12 protein-coding genes are annotated in these 13653 nt (G+C 75.0%); 5 read left to right on the top strand and 7 right to left on the bottom strand.

Features of this window, described 5'->3' with window-relative positions; translation table 11 throughout:
- Positions 1 to 20: 20 nt before the first annotated feature.
- Positions 21 to 995 carry a metal ABC transporter permease gene (locus tag JOF54_RS04425; protein WP_210059345.1) on the top strand — a complete coding sequence of 325 codons (975 nt, stop codon included), beginning with the start codon at positions 21 to 23 and terminating at the stop codon, positions 993 to 995.
- A gap of 11 nt (positions 996 to 1006) precedes the next feature.
- Positions 1007 to 1414, top strand: a complete 408-nt coding sequence (locus tag JOF54_RS04430; RefSeq protein WP_210053361.1) for a Fur family transcriptional regulator — start codon at positions 1007 to 1009, stop codon at positions 1412 to 1414.
- 33 nt (positions 1415 to 1447) lie between these two features.
- On the opposite strand, the gene JOF54_RS04435 is transcribed toward JOF54_RS04430, so the two are convergent.
- The 4 genes from JOF54_RS04435 to JOF54_RS04450 form a co-directional block, all read right to left on the bottom strand.
- Positions 1448 to 2440 carry an NAD-dependent epimerase/dehydratase family protein gene (locus JOF54_RS04435; protein ID WP_210053363.1) on the bottom strand — a complete coding sequence of 331 codons (993 nt, stop codon included), beginning with the start codon at positions 2438 to 2440 and terminating at the stop codon, positions 1448 to 1450.
- Position 2441: 1 nt separating this feature from the next.
- A complete protein-coding gene (locus JOF54_RS04440) occupies positions 2442 to 5069 on the bottom strand; it encodes an alpha/beta fold hydrolase (RefSeq protein ID WP_210053365.1) in 2628 nt (875 codons plus the stop codon).
- A complete protein-coding gene (locus tag JOF54_RS04445) occupies positions 5066 to 6088 on the bottom strand; it encodes a 3-oxoacyl-ACP synthase III (protein ID WP_210053367.1) in 1023 nt (340 codons plus the stop codon). The genes JOF54_RS04440 and JOF54_RS04445 overlap by 4 nt, the downstream gene beginning before the upstream one ends.
- 85 nt (positions 6089 to 6173) lie before the next feature.
- Positions 6174 to 7022 (bottom strand): isoprenyl transferase, encoded by an 849-nt coding sequence (locus tag JOF54_RS04450; protein WP_210053369.1) that lies wholly within the window; start codon positions 7020 to 7022, stop codon positions 6174 to 6176.
- Between the two features lie 18 nt (positions 7023 to 7040).
- Here JOF54_RS04450 and recO point away from each other — a divergent pair, with 18 nt between their 5' ends.
- Together recO and JOF54_RS04460 are read left to right on the top strand one after the other, a co-directional pair.
- Positions 7041 to 7781 carry a DNA repair protein RecO gene (gene recO / locus JOF54_RS04455; protein WP_210053371.1) on the top strand — a complete coding sequence of 247 codons (741 nt, stop codon included), beginning with the start codon at positions 7041 to 7043 and terminating at the stop codon, positions 7779 to 7781.
- Between the two features lie 46 nt (positions 7782 to 7827).
- Positions 7828 to 8496, top strand: a complete 669-nt coding sequence (locus JOF54_RS04460; RefSeq protein WP_210053373.1) for a haloacid dehalogenase type II — start codon at positions 7828 to 7830, stop codon at positions 8494 to 8496.
- Between the two features lie 47 nt (positions 8497 to 8543).
- On the opposite strand, the gene JOF54_RS04465 is transcribed toward JOF54_RS04460, so the two are convergent.
- The gene (locus JOF54_RS04465) at positions 8544 to 9485 is read right to left on the bottom strand and encodes a putative endonuclease domain-containing protein (protein WP_210053376.1); all 942 of its coding nucleotides are present in this window, start codon (positions 9483 to 9485) and stop codon (positions 8544 to 8546) included.
- A gap of 134 nt (positions 9486 to 9619) precedes the next feature.
- Positions 9620 to 11380, bottom strand: a complete 1761-nt coding sequence (leuA, locus tag JOF54_RS04470; RefSeq protein ID WP_210053378.1) for a 2-isopropylmalate synthase — start codon at positions 11378 to 11380, stop codon at positions 9620 to 9622.
- A gap of 220 nt (positions 11381 to 11600) precedes the next feature.
- Between leuA and JOF54_RS04475 the strand changes: the two genes are divergently transcribed.
- Positions 11601 to 12641 carry a GNAT family N-acetyltransferase gene (locus tag JOF54_RS04475; protein ID WP_210053380.1) on the top strand — a complete coding sequence of 347 codons (1041 nt, stop codon included), beginning with the start codon at positions 11601 to 11603 and terminating at the stop codon, positions 12639 to 12641.
- A gap of 75 nt (positions 12642 to 12716) precedes the next feature.
- On the opposite strand, the gene era is transcribed toward JOF54_RS04475, so the two are convergent.
- Positions 12717 to 13652, bottom strand: coding sequence for a GTPase Era (gene era / locus JOF54_RS04480; protein WP_210059346.1), 936 nt, complete (start codon positions 13650 to 13652; stop codon positions 12717 to 12719).
- Position 13653 lies beyond the last annotated feature (1 nt).

Genomic DNA, 13653 nt, shown 5'->3' on the forward strand with positions numbered 1-13653 from the left:
AGCTGCTCTCGTTCCCCTTCATGCAGCGCGCCCTGCTGGCGGCGCTGCTCACCGGCCTGATCGCGCCGGCCATCGGCACCTACGTCGTCCAGCGCCGGCTCAGCCTGCTGGGCGACGGCCTGGGCCACGTGGCCATCGCCGGCGTCGGTCTGGCCCTGCTGACCGGCAGCGCCCCGATCCCGATCGCGGTGGTGGTGTGCATCGTCGGCGCCGTCGTCGTCGAGCTGCTCCGCCAGCTCGGCAAGGCCACCGGCGACGTCGGGCTGGCCATCCTCTTCTACGGCGGCCTGGCCGCCGGCGTGCTGATGTCGGGCATCGCCGGCGCCGGCGCCGGCGCCCTCTCGCAGTACCTCTTCGGGTCCCTGACCACGGTGACCGCCGCCGACCTGCGGCTGGTGGCCGTGCTGGCCGTCCTCGTCCTGGTGCCCGCCCTGGGCCTGGCGCCGCAGCTGTTCGCCGTCTGCACCGACGAGCAGCACGCCCGCACCCTGGGCCTGCCCGTCCGCTCCTACAACGTGCTCATCGTCGTGCTCGCCGCCGTCACCGTCAGCATGGCCATGCGGACCGTCGGGCTGCTGCTGGTGAGCGCGCTGATGGTCATCCCGGTGGCCGCGGCGCAGAACCTCGTCCGCGGGTTCTACGCCACGCTGGTCTGCGCGATGGCGGTCGGGGTCGTCGTCGCCGTGGGCGGGGCCACGGGCTCCTACTACGCCGACGCCGCCCCGGGCGCGCTGATCGTCGTGCTGGCCATCGCGGTGTTCGCGCTGAGCTGGCCGGTCTCGGTGCTGGTCCGCCGCCGCCGGGCGACGCCGGAGCTGCCGCTCGACCCGGCCGCCGCCCTGGGGACGGCCCCGCACCAGGTGGCCGAGGACGCGCACCCCCACCGGCACGCCGAGGACTGCGGCCACCGGGCCCTGCGGCACGGCGACCACACCGACTACGTGCACGAGGGCCACCGGCACGCGCCCCACGCCGACCACTACGACGAGCACTGAGCGATGTGAGCATGGACGAGAAGACCGTCACCACCCCGGCGGCGGCGCCGCGCCGGACCCGGCAGCGCGCCGCCGTCGACCAGATCCTGTCCCACCTGGAGGAGTTCCAGACCGCGCAGCAGATCCACGACGTGCTGCGCCACCAGGGCGACAGCGTCGGCCTGACGACGGTCTACCGGACCCTGCAGGCCATGGTCGAGTCGGGCGAGCTGGACGCCCTCCGCACCGACGACGGCGAGACCGCCTACCGCCGCTGCTCCTCGGGGCACCACCACCACCTCGTGTGCCGCAGCTGCGGGCGCACCGTCGAGGTGTCGGGGCCGGCGGTGGAGACCTGGGCCAGCGCCGTCGCCGACGAGCACGGCTTCCGCGACGTGAGCCACGACCTGGAGATCTTCGGGACCTGCGGCTCCTGCTGAGCCGACGGAGCCCGGCTGCCGGCCGGGTGGTGCTCAGTCCCGGCCGGGCCCGCCCTCGGCGTACCAGCGGGCGAGCCGGGCGAACCCCTCGTCCAGGCTGACGGCGGGCCGCCAGCCCAGCGCCTCGCGGGTGCGCCGCTGGTCGAACCAGTGCGCGGTGGACAGCTGCTCGACGAGGAAGCGGTTGAGCGGCGGGTCGGCGTCGTCCCCCGGCCGCAGCGCCCACAGCCCCTCGGCCACCGCTCCGGCGGCCAGGGCCAGCGGCACGGGCAGGTGCCGGGTGGGGCGCGGCGCGCCCCCCGCCTGCGCCCAAGCGCCCAGGACCTCCGCGATGGGCCGCGGCTCGCCGTTGCTGACCACGAGCGCCTCGCCGTGCACGCCGTCGGGGGTGCAGCGGTCCAGCGCGGCGACCAGGGCGTCGACCGCGTTGTCCACGTAGGTGGTGTCGACGAGGACGGCCCCCTGGCCCATCAGCGGCAGCCGGCCCTGCCGGGCCCGCCGGACGATGCGGGCCACCAGCTGGGTGTCCCCCGGGCCCCAGACCAGGTGCGGCCGGACCGCGACCACGGCCAGCTCCGGCCCGTCGGCGGCCAGCGCGAGCAGCTCGGCGGCCGCCTTGCTCCGGGCGTAGGGACCGCGGGCGGCGTCCGGGTCGGCCGGTCCGGCGCTGGCGCCCACCAGCGAGGACCCCGCGTGGGCGACCGAGGGCGAGGAGACGTCGACCAGCCGGGCCACCCCGGTCGCCCGGCAGGCCTCGACGACGGCGCGGGTGCCCTCGACGTTGATCCGCTGGTAGTCGGCCCAGGCCCCGGTGATGTTCACCTTCGCGGCCAGGTGGACGACGGCGTCGTGGCCGTCGGCCGCCGCGCGGACGGCGTGGGGGTCGGAGACGTCGGCCTGCACCTCGCGCAGGCCCAGCCCCGAGGGGCGACGCTGGAGGACGGTGACGTCGTCCCCGCGAGCGGCCAGCGCCCGGGCGGTCGCGCCGCCCAGCATGCCGCTGGCCCCCGTCACCAGGACCCGCACGTCAGACCTTCCCGGGGCGCTCGCCGGCGAGCAGCCGGCCGGCCCAGCGCGAGAGCCGGGCGCGGTCGACCTTGGAGGCATGCCGGATGTCGACCGGCAGGGCGTCGACGACCAGCACCGCGGCCAGCGGGACCGGCGAGGCGGCGCGGACCGCGTCGGCCAGCGCGGGCTCGGCCAGCGGCCGTCGACGGCGGCGGCCGTCCGCGGGCACGACGACGGCGACGACCTGCTGCGTGCCGACCGGGCCGACGCCCGCGACCGCGGCCGCCCGGACGACGTCCAGGGCCTCGATCTGCTGCTCGACCCCGACGGGCGTGACCGGGCCGTCGGCGGTGGTGACGACGTGCACCAGCCGCCCCTCCACCCAGAGCCGGCCCTGCTCGTCGAGGTGGCCGACGTCGCCGCTGCGGTGGTAGCCGGGGTCGCGCGAGCTCTGCTGCTCGGTCGCCCACAGCCGGTCGTAGCGGTCCTTGCGGTGGGCGGCGCCGATGCAGATCTCCCCGCGCACACCCGGCTCGTCGGTCAGCGGGCCGTCCGCCCGGCCCAGCGCGTCGAGCGGGCTGACCCGCAGGGTGACGCCGGGCAGCGGCAGGCCGACGCAGACGCCGTCGCCGGAGCCGGCCGCCTCGATCTGGGGCAGCGAGATGTCGGTGGCGGGCAGCACCTCGGTCATCCCGTACGGGGTGTGCAGCTCGGCGTCGGGCAGCAGCGCCTGCACCTCGCGCAGCAGCGGCAGCGGGACCGGCGCCCCGGCCGACAGCACGGTGCGGACCCCGCGGAGCGCGGCGCGGCGGCGGTCGTCCAGGGCGCCGGCCGTGGCGACGACGTTGCGCAGCGCCGCCGGCGAGGCGAACACCGAGGTGGCGTCGATGGCCAGCACCGCGTCGGCGAGCGCCGTCGCGGTCAGGGTGCCGGGGGCGGTGACGTCCATGTCGGGGGCGGCCGCGCCGATCCCGATGGCCGGCCCGTAGAGCGCGAACGGGGCGAAGGCGGCGACCAGCCGGTCGTCGGGGCCCAGCCGCAGCACCGTCGCGACCTGCCGGATCTGCTCGCGCAGCTGCGACATCCGGTAGACGACGCCCTTGGCCGGCCCGGTGGCGCCGGAGGTGAAGAGCACCGCGCCCTCGACGTCCTCCAGCCCCGGATCGGGGAGCTCGCGGTCCCGGCCGAGCGCCTCGAGGGCCGCCAGCTCGCCGGCCCAGCCGAAGGTGCGGGCGGCCAGCGGCGAGCCGCCCACGGCGATCCGCCGGCCGGGTACGCCCAGCGCGGCCAGGGCGACGAGCGCCTTGGGGATGCCGATGACGTGGTCCGGGGCGGCGCTGCGCAGCGCGTGCGCCATCCCGCGCAGGCCCAGCCCTGCGTCGGCGACGACGATGGCCGCGCCCACCCGCCAGCAGGCGTAGACGGCGACGGTGAGCTCCAGGCCGGGCGGCACGAGCAGGGCGACCCGCTCCCCCGGCCGGACGCCGGAGGCCGCCAGCCCGGCGGCGACGTCGCGGATCCGCTGGTTCAGCGCGGCGAAGGACGTGCGGCTGGTGACGCCGTCGTGCACCTCGGCGACGGCCGTCGCCTCGTCGTCGGCCCGGCGCAGCAGGGCCGACCAGGGCAGGTCCTCCGGCGCCAGCGGGGGCCGCGGCGGGACGGGCTCGGCGGGGGTGGAACCGGCCAGGGTCGGGACCACCCGCTCCTGCACCCAGCGCCAGACGTCGACGGCGGTCTGCGGCGCGTCCTCGGTGACCAGGTGCGACGCCCGGGGGTAGCGCTGGACGTCGGCCTGCGGCAGCCGCTCCAGCAGGTCCTCGAGGAACCGCTCGCTGAACACCGGGTCGCGCGGGCCCCAGGCCAGCAGCACGGGGACGTCGGCCAGGCTGCGGACGCCGGCGGCCATCGCGTCCCAGGCCGGCCGGCTCGGGTGGTCGGCCTCCAGCGGGATGTCGGCGACGAAGTCGGCGACGGCGCGGCGACGGCCCGGGTGGTCGTAGGGCACGACGAGCCCGTGGACGGCGTCGGCGGCCAGGGCCGGGCGGGACAGCACGGCGCCGCCGCGGACGAAGACGGGCGTGGTCTGGCAGGCCCACCGGCGCAGCGCCGGGTTGCGGGCCAGCCGGATCAGCGCGGGCAGCTCGTCGCCGACGGGCAGGTCGACGCCGGTGTTGGTGAGCACCACGCCGGCCAGCTGGTCGCGGTGCGCCTGGGCCCAGCCCAGCGAGATCGGGCCGCCCCAGTCGTGGGCCAGGGTGACGACGGGGCCGTCGACGCCCAGGGCCGCGGTCAGGTCGCCGAGGTCGGCGACGCGGGTCGCGAACCGGCGCGGCCCGGCGGGGCGCTCGGAGTAGCCCATGCCCAGCTGGTCGACGGCGACGACCCGCCAGCCGGCCGGGGCGGCGGCCAGGAAGCGGCGCCACAGGAACGACCAGGTGGGGTTGCCGTGCACGCAGAGCAGGGTGGCCCGGACCGGCTCGGCGGGGGCCCCGCCGGGGGCGTGGGTGTCAAGGACGTGCCAGCGGTGGACGGCGCCGTCGGCGTCGGGGACGTCGACGGTGCGCGACCAGCGGGGGTCGACGTCGGGCAGCGTGGCCAGGACGTCGGCGGGGACGGCCGGGGCGGGCCCGGGGACCGTCGAGGTCACCAGATGATCTCGGCGAAGGAGGTGTTCAGCCCCGAGCCGATCCCCAGCAGCATGACGCGCATGCCGGCCTGGAGCTTGTCGACGTTCTGCGCCAGCGTGAACGGCACGGCGGCCGGGCCGAGGTTGCCGTAGGTGGTGACGGTCATGGGGAACTGCTCCGGCGTCGCGCCGACGGCCTTCGCCATGGCGGCGATGTGCTTCACCGACGTCTGGTGGCACATGTAGTAGTCGACCTCGGACCAGTCGAAGTCGCCCTGCGCGTCGCGCCAGGTGTCGACGGCCAGCGCGATGCCGGCCTGGAACAGGGCACGGCTGTCGGTGCGCATGCCGCTGAGGTCGCCGACGCAGAGCTCGTGGTGCTCGCTGCCGGCGCGGGTGGCCCCGCCGACGACGCGGTGGCCCTCCGGGTGCCGGTCGGTGCGGCCCAGCACCATGGCGGCGGCGCCGGAGCCGATGGTCAGGCTGGCGAACGCCTCCTTGACCTCCTCGGCGGTGGCGTCGTCGCGCTGGAGGTGGGCGATGGTGTTGTTGTGCAGCTCGCGCGAGCCCTCGGCGTCGACGACCAGCGCGTAGTCGACCTGGCCGGCGTCGATCATGGTCCCGGCCAGCTGGATGGCGTTGACGAAGCCGAGGCAGGCGTTGGCGATGTCGAAGTTGAGGCAGCTGGTGGGCAGGCCCAGCTGGTGGTGCACCTCGACGGCGATGGAGGGCTCGAGGTGGGAGCGGCAGACGGAGCTGTTGATGACCAGGCCGACCTGGGACGGGTCGACGCCGGACTCCGCGAGGGCCTTCGCGCCGGCCATCGCGGCCGCGTCGGCGAAGGTGACGTCCTCGGGCCACCAGCGGCGCTCCCGGACCCCGGCGAGCTGCTCCTGCATGCCGGGCAGCAGGCCCACGCGCTCGTAGGTGGCGGCCAGCCGCTCGTCGAAGGAGTCCGACGTGGCCACGACCGGCGCCTCGACCCCGCACACCGCCAGGATGCTCGTGCCGCTCAGCCGATAGGTTGCGTTCCCGCTCATCTGCGTACCCTCACCCCGCGTGCCGCCGCGCCACCCCGAGGTGCTCGTCGGTGCGGATCGTCCCTTCCAGAATCAGACGATCATCTCACGGGTGGTCGGGGCCGACGTCCGGGTCAGCGGGGCGGACGGCGTTGGGGACGGCCCCGCCGTAGCGCCGGTCGCGGTCGGCGTACAGCTCGATCGCGTGCCAGAGGTCGCGCCGGTCGAAGTCCGGCCACAGCCGGTCGAGGAAGACCATCTCGGCGTAGGCGGACTGCCAGACCAGGAAGTTCGACGTCCGCTGCTCGCCGGAGGAGCGGACGAACAGGTCGACGTCGGGGATCTCCGGCTCGTCGAGGTAGCGCCGGAAGCGCTCCTCGGTGAGCTTGGCCGGGTCGAGCCGGCCCTGCGCCGCCAGCTCGGCCACCCGGCGGGCGGCGTCGACGATCTCGGCCCGGCCGCCGTAGTTGACGCAGAACTGCAGGGTCAGCACGTCGTTGTCGACGGTGCGGCGCTCGGCCTCCTCCAGCTCGGCGATGACGCTGCGCCACAGCCTCGGCCGCCGGCCGGCCCAGCGGACCCGGACGCCGAGGGCGTCCATCTGGTCGCGACGACGGCGGATGACGTCGCGGTTGAAGCCCATCAGCCAGCGGACCTCGTCCGGGGAGCGGTTCCAGTTCTCGGTCGAGAACGCGTAGGCCGAGAGGTAGCGGACGCCGGCCTCGATGGCGCCCTCGACGACGTCGAAGAGCGCGTCCTCCCCGCGCGCGTGGCCCTCGGTGCGGGGCAGCCCGCGGGCCTTCGCCCAGCGGCCGTTGCCGTCCATCACCACCGCGACGTGGGCGGGCACCTTCGCCGGGGGCAGCGCCGGGGGCCGGGCCCCGCTGGGGTGCGGCTCGGGCGTCCGGGCCGGCGGGCGCGGGGTGTCGCGCGTCCGCCGCGGGGTCTTGGCCATGTGCGGGACACTATCGAGGTGCCGACCTACCGTGACGAAGCGCTGGTGCTGCGCACGCACAAGCTCGGCGAGGCCGACCGCATCATCACCCTGCTGAGCCGGCGCCGCGGGAAGATCCGCGCCGTCGCCAAGGGGGTCCGGCGGACGTCGTCGAAGTTCGGCGCGCGGCTGGAGCCCTTCTCCCACGTCGACCTGCAGTTCGCGGAGGGCCGCTCGCTGGACGTCGTCACCCAGGTCGAGTCGCTGGACGCCTTCGGGCCGGCGCTGACGGAGGACTACCCCACCTACACCGCCGGCCAGGTGATGCTGGAGACCGCCGACCGGCTGGTGGTCGAGGAGGGCGAGCCGTCGCTGCAGCAGTACCTGCTGCTGGTCGGGGCGCTCCGGGTGCTCAACCGCGGCACGGCCGACGGGCCGCGGCCGGCGTCGATGGTGCTGGACTCCTACCTGCTGCGGGCCCTGGCGGTCGCGGGCTACGCGCCGTCGTTCCACGACTGCGCCCGCTGCGGCGTCGTCGGGCCGCACACCGCCTTCTCCCCCGTCGCCGGCGGCGTGGTCTGCGAGCGCTGCCGCCCGGCCGGTGCCTCCCGCCCGTCGCCGGACACCCTGGAGCTGCTGGGCGCCCTCCTCGAGGGCCGCTGGGTCGACACCCGCGACGTCCCCACCAGCACCGCGCGCGAGGCCAGCGGCATCACCTCGGCCTTCGCGACCTGGCACCTGGACCGCAACCTCCGCTCGCTGGTCCACGTCGAGCGCTGAGTGCCCCCCGCGCACTCTCTCCCGGGCTTCGCCTAGCGTCGGTGGGGTGCCGCTGCCCACCGTCGTCCTCGACGTCAACGAGACCCTCTCCGACCTCGGCGCGCTGGCGCCCGTCCTGCGCGAGGTCGGGGCGCCGGAGAGCCTGCTGGGCACCTGGTTCGCCGGCACCCTGCGCGACGGCTTCGCGCTGACCCTCCAGGGCGAGCCCGCTGCGTTCGCCGACGTCGCCCGCGCCGTCCTCGTCGGCCTGCTGGCCCAGCACCCGGACCGGGTCGACGACGTCGACGCGGCGGCCGATGCCGTGCTGGACGCCTTCCGGACGCTGCCGGTCCACCCCGACGTGCCCGACGGGCTGCGGGCGCTCGCCGACGCCGGCTTCCCCGTGGTGACGCTGTCGAACGGGGCCACCTCCGTCGCCGAGGCGCTGCTGGAGCAGGCCGGCGTCCGCGACCGGGTGAGCCAGGTGCTCAGCGTCGAGGACGCCGGCGCCTGGAAGCCGGCCCGCGCCGCCTACTCGCACGCCGAGGCGGCGACCGGCCGCTCGGGCGCCGACCTGCTGCTCGTCGCCGTCCACCCCTGGGACCTCGACGGCGCCTCCCGCGCCGGCTGGCGGACCGCCCACCTCGACCGGACCGGCGCCCCCTGGCCCCCGGTCTTCCGCCGCCCCACCCACCACCTCACCGCCCTCGCCGACCTCCCCACCGCCGTCGGCTGAGGATCGTGGCGGTTCGTGCCGCGTAGTCGCGGCACGAACCGCCACGATCACCGGAGGCAACGGGGACAGGGACGGAGCACGCCGGTCCAGCCCCGCACCGTCAGCACACCAGCCACCTGACGAGCCACTCCGCACGCCTCTCCCGAGACGTCGGCGTGGCCGTAGCGGAACGTCGTCTCCCCGTCGAGCGCGGACAGGTTGTCGCGCTCCATGTCGCGGAAGCGCCCGACGCCCTCGTGGCCGAGCCTGCCGTCCAGCTCGACCACGACGCCGTACTCCGGGTAGACGACGTCGCGCCGGTAGCGGTGGCGGGACCGGTGCTGGCGGACGCCACGCGGAAGGCCGTGCGGGCGCTCCACGTCGCGGAGGTAACGCAGCTCGAGCGGGGAGTCGGCGCCCTCGCCGACGTCGTCGAGCAGCTCGGTCAGCAGGCGGCGGCGGCTGTGACGGCTCCGCTCGTCCAGGGCCCGTCGCAAGCGGACCGCGCTCGTGCGCCGGGTCTGGACGGCGCGGGTGACCCAGTCGACCACGGCGCGCGCGTCCGCTCCCTCGCACAGGTCGAGGACGGTGTCCTCCAGTGCCAGGCGGGGCGGGTCGCCGGGAGAACGTGCGTCGCGCGCGCCCGGAGTCTCCCGGGTGAAGGTCCACAGGGGACGGTCCTGCAGCCGTGATCTCAGCGGGACGAGGACGTCGACGGAGCGGGGCTCCTCGGTGGTCAGGCCGTGCAGGAAGCCGGCGGACTCCCCACCCAGCCGGGGGCCCGGTCCGCCGAGGAGCACGCCCGTCCAGGCCCGTGCGGTGAAGTCGAGCGGCAGGACGTGGACCGCGTAGACCGGCCCCTCCACGCGCTGCCACTGCCCCGTGCGGAGCAGACGCTGCTTGCTGTGCCGGCCCAGACCCAGGAGGTCGGCCTGCTCGGCGCTGACCACACCGCCCTGGGCGCGCGCGAGCCCCAGGAGCTCGGCGGAGGGGTCGACGCGCGGCAGCACCGCCCCAGCCTCGGCCAGATCTGACCCCTCACCCCCTCCCGTCCCCACATCTGGGGACGACGAGAAGAGCGTGGTGGGTCGTGCCGCGTAGTCGCGGCACGACCCACCACGATGTCGAACGGGGTCAGATCGGTTCAGGCGGTGGTGCGGTTGACCGCTGAGGTGACGGCCCGGAGGGAGGCGGTCACGATGTTGGCGTCCATGCCCACCCCCCAGGCGACGACGCTGTTCTCGCCCTCGCCGATCTCGCACTCCACGTAGGCCGCGGCCAGCGCGTCGCCGCCCGAGGAGAGCGCGTGCTCGGCGTAGTCGAGGACACGGACGTGGTAGCCCAGCGAGGACAGCGCGTCGACGAAGGCCGAGACGGGCCCGTTGCCCTCGCCGCTGATCTGGCGCTCGCGGCCGCAGTCGACGACGACGGCCTCCACCGAGTCGTGCCGGCCGCTGGCCGAGGCCGAGGTGACGTGCACGAGCTCCAGCGGCACCGTCGGCGCCAGGTACTCGGCGGTGAAGATCTCCCAGAGCCGCGCGGCCCCGACCTCGCCGCCGTCGCTGTCGGTGTGGGACTGCACGACGCGGCTGAACTCGATCTGCAGCCGCCGCGGCAGGTCCAGGTTGTGCTCGGACTTCATGATGTAGGCGACGCCGCCCTTGCCGGACTGGCTGTTGACCCGGATGACGGCCTCGTAGGAGCGGCCGACGTCGTGCGGGTCGATCGGCAGGTACGGAGCCTCCCACATCAGCTCCGACACCGGCACGCCCTCGGCGGCGGCCTGCTTGTCGAGCGCCTCCAGGCCCTTCTTGATGGCGTCCTGGTGGGAGCCGGAGAAGGCGGTGTAGACCAGGTCGCCCGCGTAGGGGTGGCGCGGGTGGACCGGCAGGTTGGTGCAGTACTCGACGGTGCGACGGATCTCGTCGATGTCGGAGAAGTCGATCATCGGGTCGACGCCCTGGCTGAACAGGTTCATGCCCAGCGTGACGAGGTCGACGTTGCCGGTCCGCTCGCCGTGGCCGAACAGGCACCCCTCGACGCGGTCGGCGCCGGCCATCAGGGCCAGCTCGGTGGCCGCGGTCGCGGTGCCGCGGTCGTTGTGCGGGTGCAGCGAGATCGCCACGTGCTCCCGGTCGCGGACGTGCCGGCTGAACCACTCGATCTGGTCGGCGTAGACGTTCGGCGTCGCCATCTCCACCGTGGCCGGCAGGTTGAGGATGATCTCGCGGCCGGCGGAGGGCTGCCAGACGTCCATCACGGCGTCGCAGACCTCGACGGCGAAGTCCAGCTCGGTGCCGGTGAAGATCTCCGGGCTGTACTGGTAGCCGAACTCGACGTCGCCCAGGTGCTGCTCGGCGTACTTCATGACCAGCTCGGTCCCGCGGGTGGCCAGGGCGATGCACTCGGGCTTGTCGACCCCGAACACGACCCGGCGGAACAGCGGCGCGGTGGCGTTGTAGAGGTGGATCGTCGCGGCCCGGGTGCCGACCAGGGACTCGGCCGTGCGCTCGATCAGGTCCTCGCGGGCCTGGGTCAGCACCGAGATGGTCACGTCGTCGGGGATGAGGTCCCGCTCGACGAGCTGGCGCACGAAGTCGAAGTCGAACTGGCTGGCCGAGGGGAACCCGACCTCGATCTCCTTGTAGCCCATCCGCACCAGCAGCTCGAACATCTTGTGCTTGCGGGCGGGGGTCATCGGGTCGATCAGGGCCTGGTTGCCGTCCCGCAGGTCGGTGGAGAGCCACCGGGGTGCGGCGGTGATCTGCTGCGCGGGCCAGGTGCGGTCCGGCAGGTCGACCGGCGGGAAGGCGCGGTAGCGCCCGTACGGCATCGGGCTGGGCTGCTGCACCGGCACCGACTGCGTGCGGGTGCCGAAGGACGTGGGGTCAGGGGTGGTGGTCATGCGTTCCTCGCTGGGTCAGGATCGGGAGCAGGCCAGGCGCGCTCGGACTCCGCAGCGAGGGTGCCAGCCCTTAGCGGGCCTCGCTGCGGCGACGAAGGAGGAGCGCGACGAGACGCCCGGTGCCAGCCATGCCGTCACAGTAACGCCCCCGGCCGCGAGCACCAAGCAGGGGGCGGAAAACCGGTGGCCGGGCCGTCGGGGCCGGGGCCACCCTGGGCCCATGCCTTTCGTACGCGTGCAGCCCGACGACCCGGAGGCGGTCGGCGCGGCGGTGGAGATCCTCGAAGCCTCCCGCCGGGTCGACGACCCGACCGCCCCGGCGAAGCTCCTGGAGACCTACCGGCGCTGGCTGCGGTACGGCTGGGACCTGCACCCCGACGAGCAGCACCTCTACCTCCCGGAGGACGGCGCCGACCCCGTCGGCGTGCTCGCCGTCGACCTGCCGTTCCGCGACAACCGGCACCTGGTCTGGGCCGACGTCACCGTGCACCCGGACCGGCGCCGTCGCGGCCACGGCAGCGCCATGCTGGCCGAGGTCCTGCGGCGCACGCACGAGGCCGGCCGGACCACCGTCTGGATGGGCTGCCCCGGCGACGACCCGGGCGCCGCGGCGTTCCTGGGCCGGGCGGGCTTCCGCTACGCCAGCCACGACGCGCGCCGGCGCCAGCAGCTGGCCGACGTCGACCGGGCCGAGGTCGCCCGGCTGCGGGCCGCGGCCGAGGCCGCGGCGTCGGACTACGCGCTGGTCCGGCTCACCCCGCCGCTGCCGGAGGCGATGCTGGCCGAGATCGCCACCGTCGCGGAGTCGATCAACGACGCCCCCATGGGTGACCTCACCTGGGAGCGGGAGGTGTTCGACGCCGACCTGGTGCGCGACATCGAGGCGGCCCGCGAGGGCCGCGGCGACCGGCTCTACCGCGTCGTCGCCCGGCACCGGGGCACCGGCGAGCTGGGCGGCCACACCATGGTGGTGACCGACCCGCTGCGCCCGGCCTGGGCGTTCCAGGGCGACACCGCCGTCGCCCGCGACCACCGCGGGCACCGGCTGGGGCTGCTGCTGAAGGCCGAGATGATGACGTGGCTGGCGGAGGTCGAGCCGCAGCTGGAGGTCGTCGAGACCTGGAACCAGGCCGACAACACCCACATGATCGCCGTCAACGAGGCGCTCGGCTACCGGCTGGACCGGGTGTTCCACATGCACGAGCTGCAGGTGGAGGCCGCGGCCGAGCCGGCCGGAGCCGAGGAGCTCGCCGCCGTGTGAGCTCCTCCCCGCCCGACGTCCGGTCCCCGTCCACGGGGCGGGGCCGGACGTCCCGGCGGGGACGACCCCGGAGGGCTAGAAGCCCAGCCGGTTGAGGTGCTTGGCGTCGCGCTGCCACTCCTTGAGCACCTTGACCCGCAGGTCCAGGTACACCGGGGTGCCCAGCAGGGCCTCGATCTGGTGGCGGGCGGCGGCGCCGATGTCGCGCAGCCGCTCCCCCTTGTGGCCGATGATGATGCCCTTCTGGGAGTCGCGCTCGACGACCATCGAGGCGAACACGTCCAGCAGCGGCTTCTCGGCGGGCCGGCCCTCGCGGAGGTTCATCTCCTCGACCACGACGGTGATCGAGTGCGGCAGCTCGTCGCGGACGCCCTCCAGGGCGACCTCGCGGATGAGCTCGGCGACCAGGGTCTCCTCCGGCTCGTCGGTGATGTCGCCGTCCGGGTAGAGCGGCGGCCCCTCCGGCAGCAGCGAGACGAGGGTGTCGGCGAGCACGTCGAGCTGGTCGTCGCCGACCGCCGAGACCGGGACGATGTGCTCCCAGCGGATGCCGAGCTTCTCCTCCAGCGCCGAGATGGCCATCAGGTGCTCGGCCATCCGCTGCCCGCTGACGAGGTCGGACTTCGTGGCCACGGCCACCAGCAGCGGCTTGCGCGGGAGCTTCGCGATCTCACCGACCAGGTAGGTGTCGCCCGGCCCGATCTTCTGGTTGGCCGGCAGGCACACGCCGATGACGTCGACCTCGGTCCAGGTGCCCCGGACGAGGTCGTTGAGCCGCTCCCCCAGCAGGGTGCGCGGCTTGTGCAGGCCGGGGGTGTCGATCAGCACCAGCTGGGCGTCCGGCCGGTGGACGATGCCGCGGATGGCGTGCCGGGTGGTCTGCGGCTTCGACGACGCGATGGCGATCTTGCTGCCCACCAGGGCGTTCGTCAGCGTCGACTTGCCGGCGTTGGGGCGGCCGACGAAGCAGGCGAAGCCCGAGCGGAACCCCTCCGGCGCCGTCGAGGCCATC

It is taken from the genome of Microlunatus capsulatus, assembly GCF_017876495.1.
Lineage (GTDB): Bacteria > Actinomycetota > Actinomycetes > Propionibacteriales > Propionibacteriaceae > Microlunatus > Microlunatus capsulatus.

What these genes read in the sequence shown, in the direction of transcription:
- JOF54_RS04425 (WP_210059345.1), top strand. Translation starts at nt 21, where the DNA reads ATGCAGCGCGCCCTGCTGGCGGCGCTGCTCACCGGCCTGATCGCGCCG.
- era (WP_210059346.1), bottom strand. Translation starts at nt 13,652, where the DNA reads ATGGCCTCGACGGCGCCGGAGGGGTTCCGCTCGGGCTTCGCCTGCTTC.
- JOF54_RS04430 (WP_210053361.1), top strand. Translation starts at nt 1,007, where the DNA reads ATGGACGAGAAGACCGTCACCACCCCGGCGGCGGCGCCGCGCCGGACC.
- JOF54_RS04475 (WP_210053380.1), top strand. Translation starts at nt 11,601, where the DNA reads ATGCCTTTCGTACGCGTGCAGCCCGACGACCCGGAGGCGGTCGGCGCG.
- JOF54_RS04450 (WP_210053369.1), bottom strand. Translation starts at nt 7,022, where the DNA reads ATGGCCAAGACCCCGCGGCGGACGCGCGACACCCCGCGCCCGCCGGCC.
- leuA (WP_210053378.1), bottom strand. Translation starts at nt 11,380, where the DNA reads ATGACCACCACCCCTGACCCCACGTCCTTCGGCACCCGCACGCAGTCG.
- JOF54_RS04445 (WP_210053367.1), bottom strand. Translation starts at nt 6,088, where the DNA reads ATGAGCGGGAACGCAACCTATCGGCTGAGCGGCACGAGCATCCTGGCG.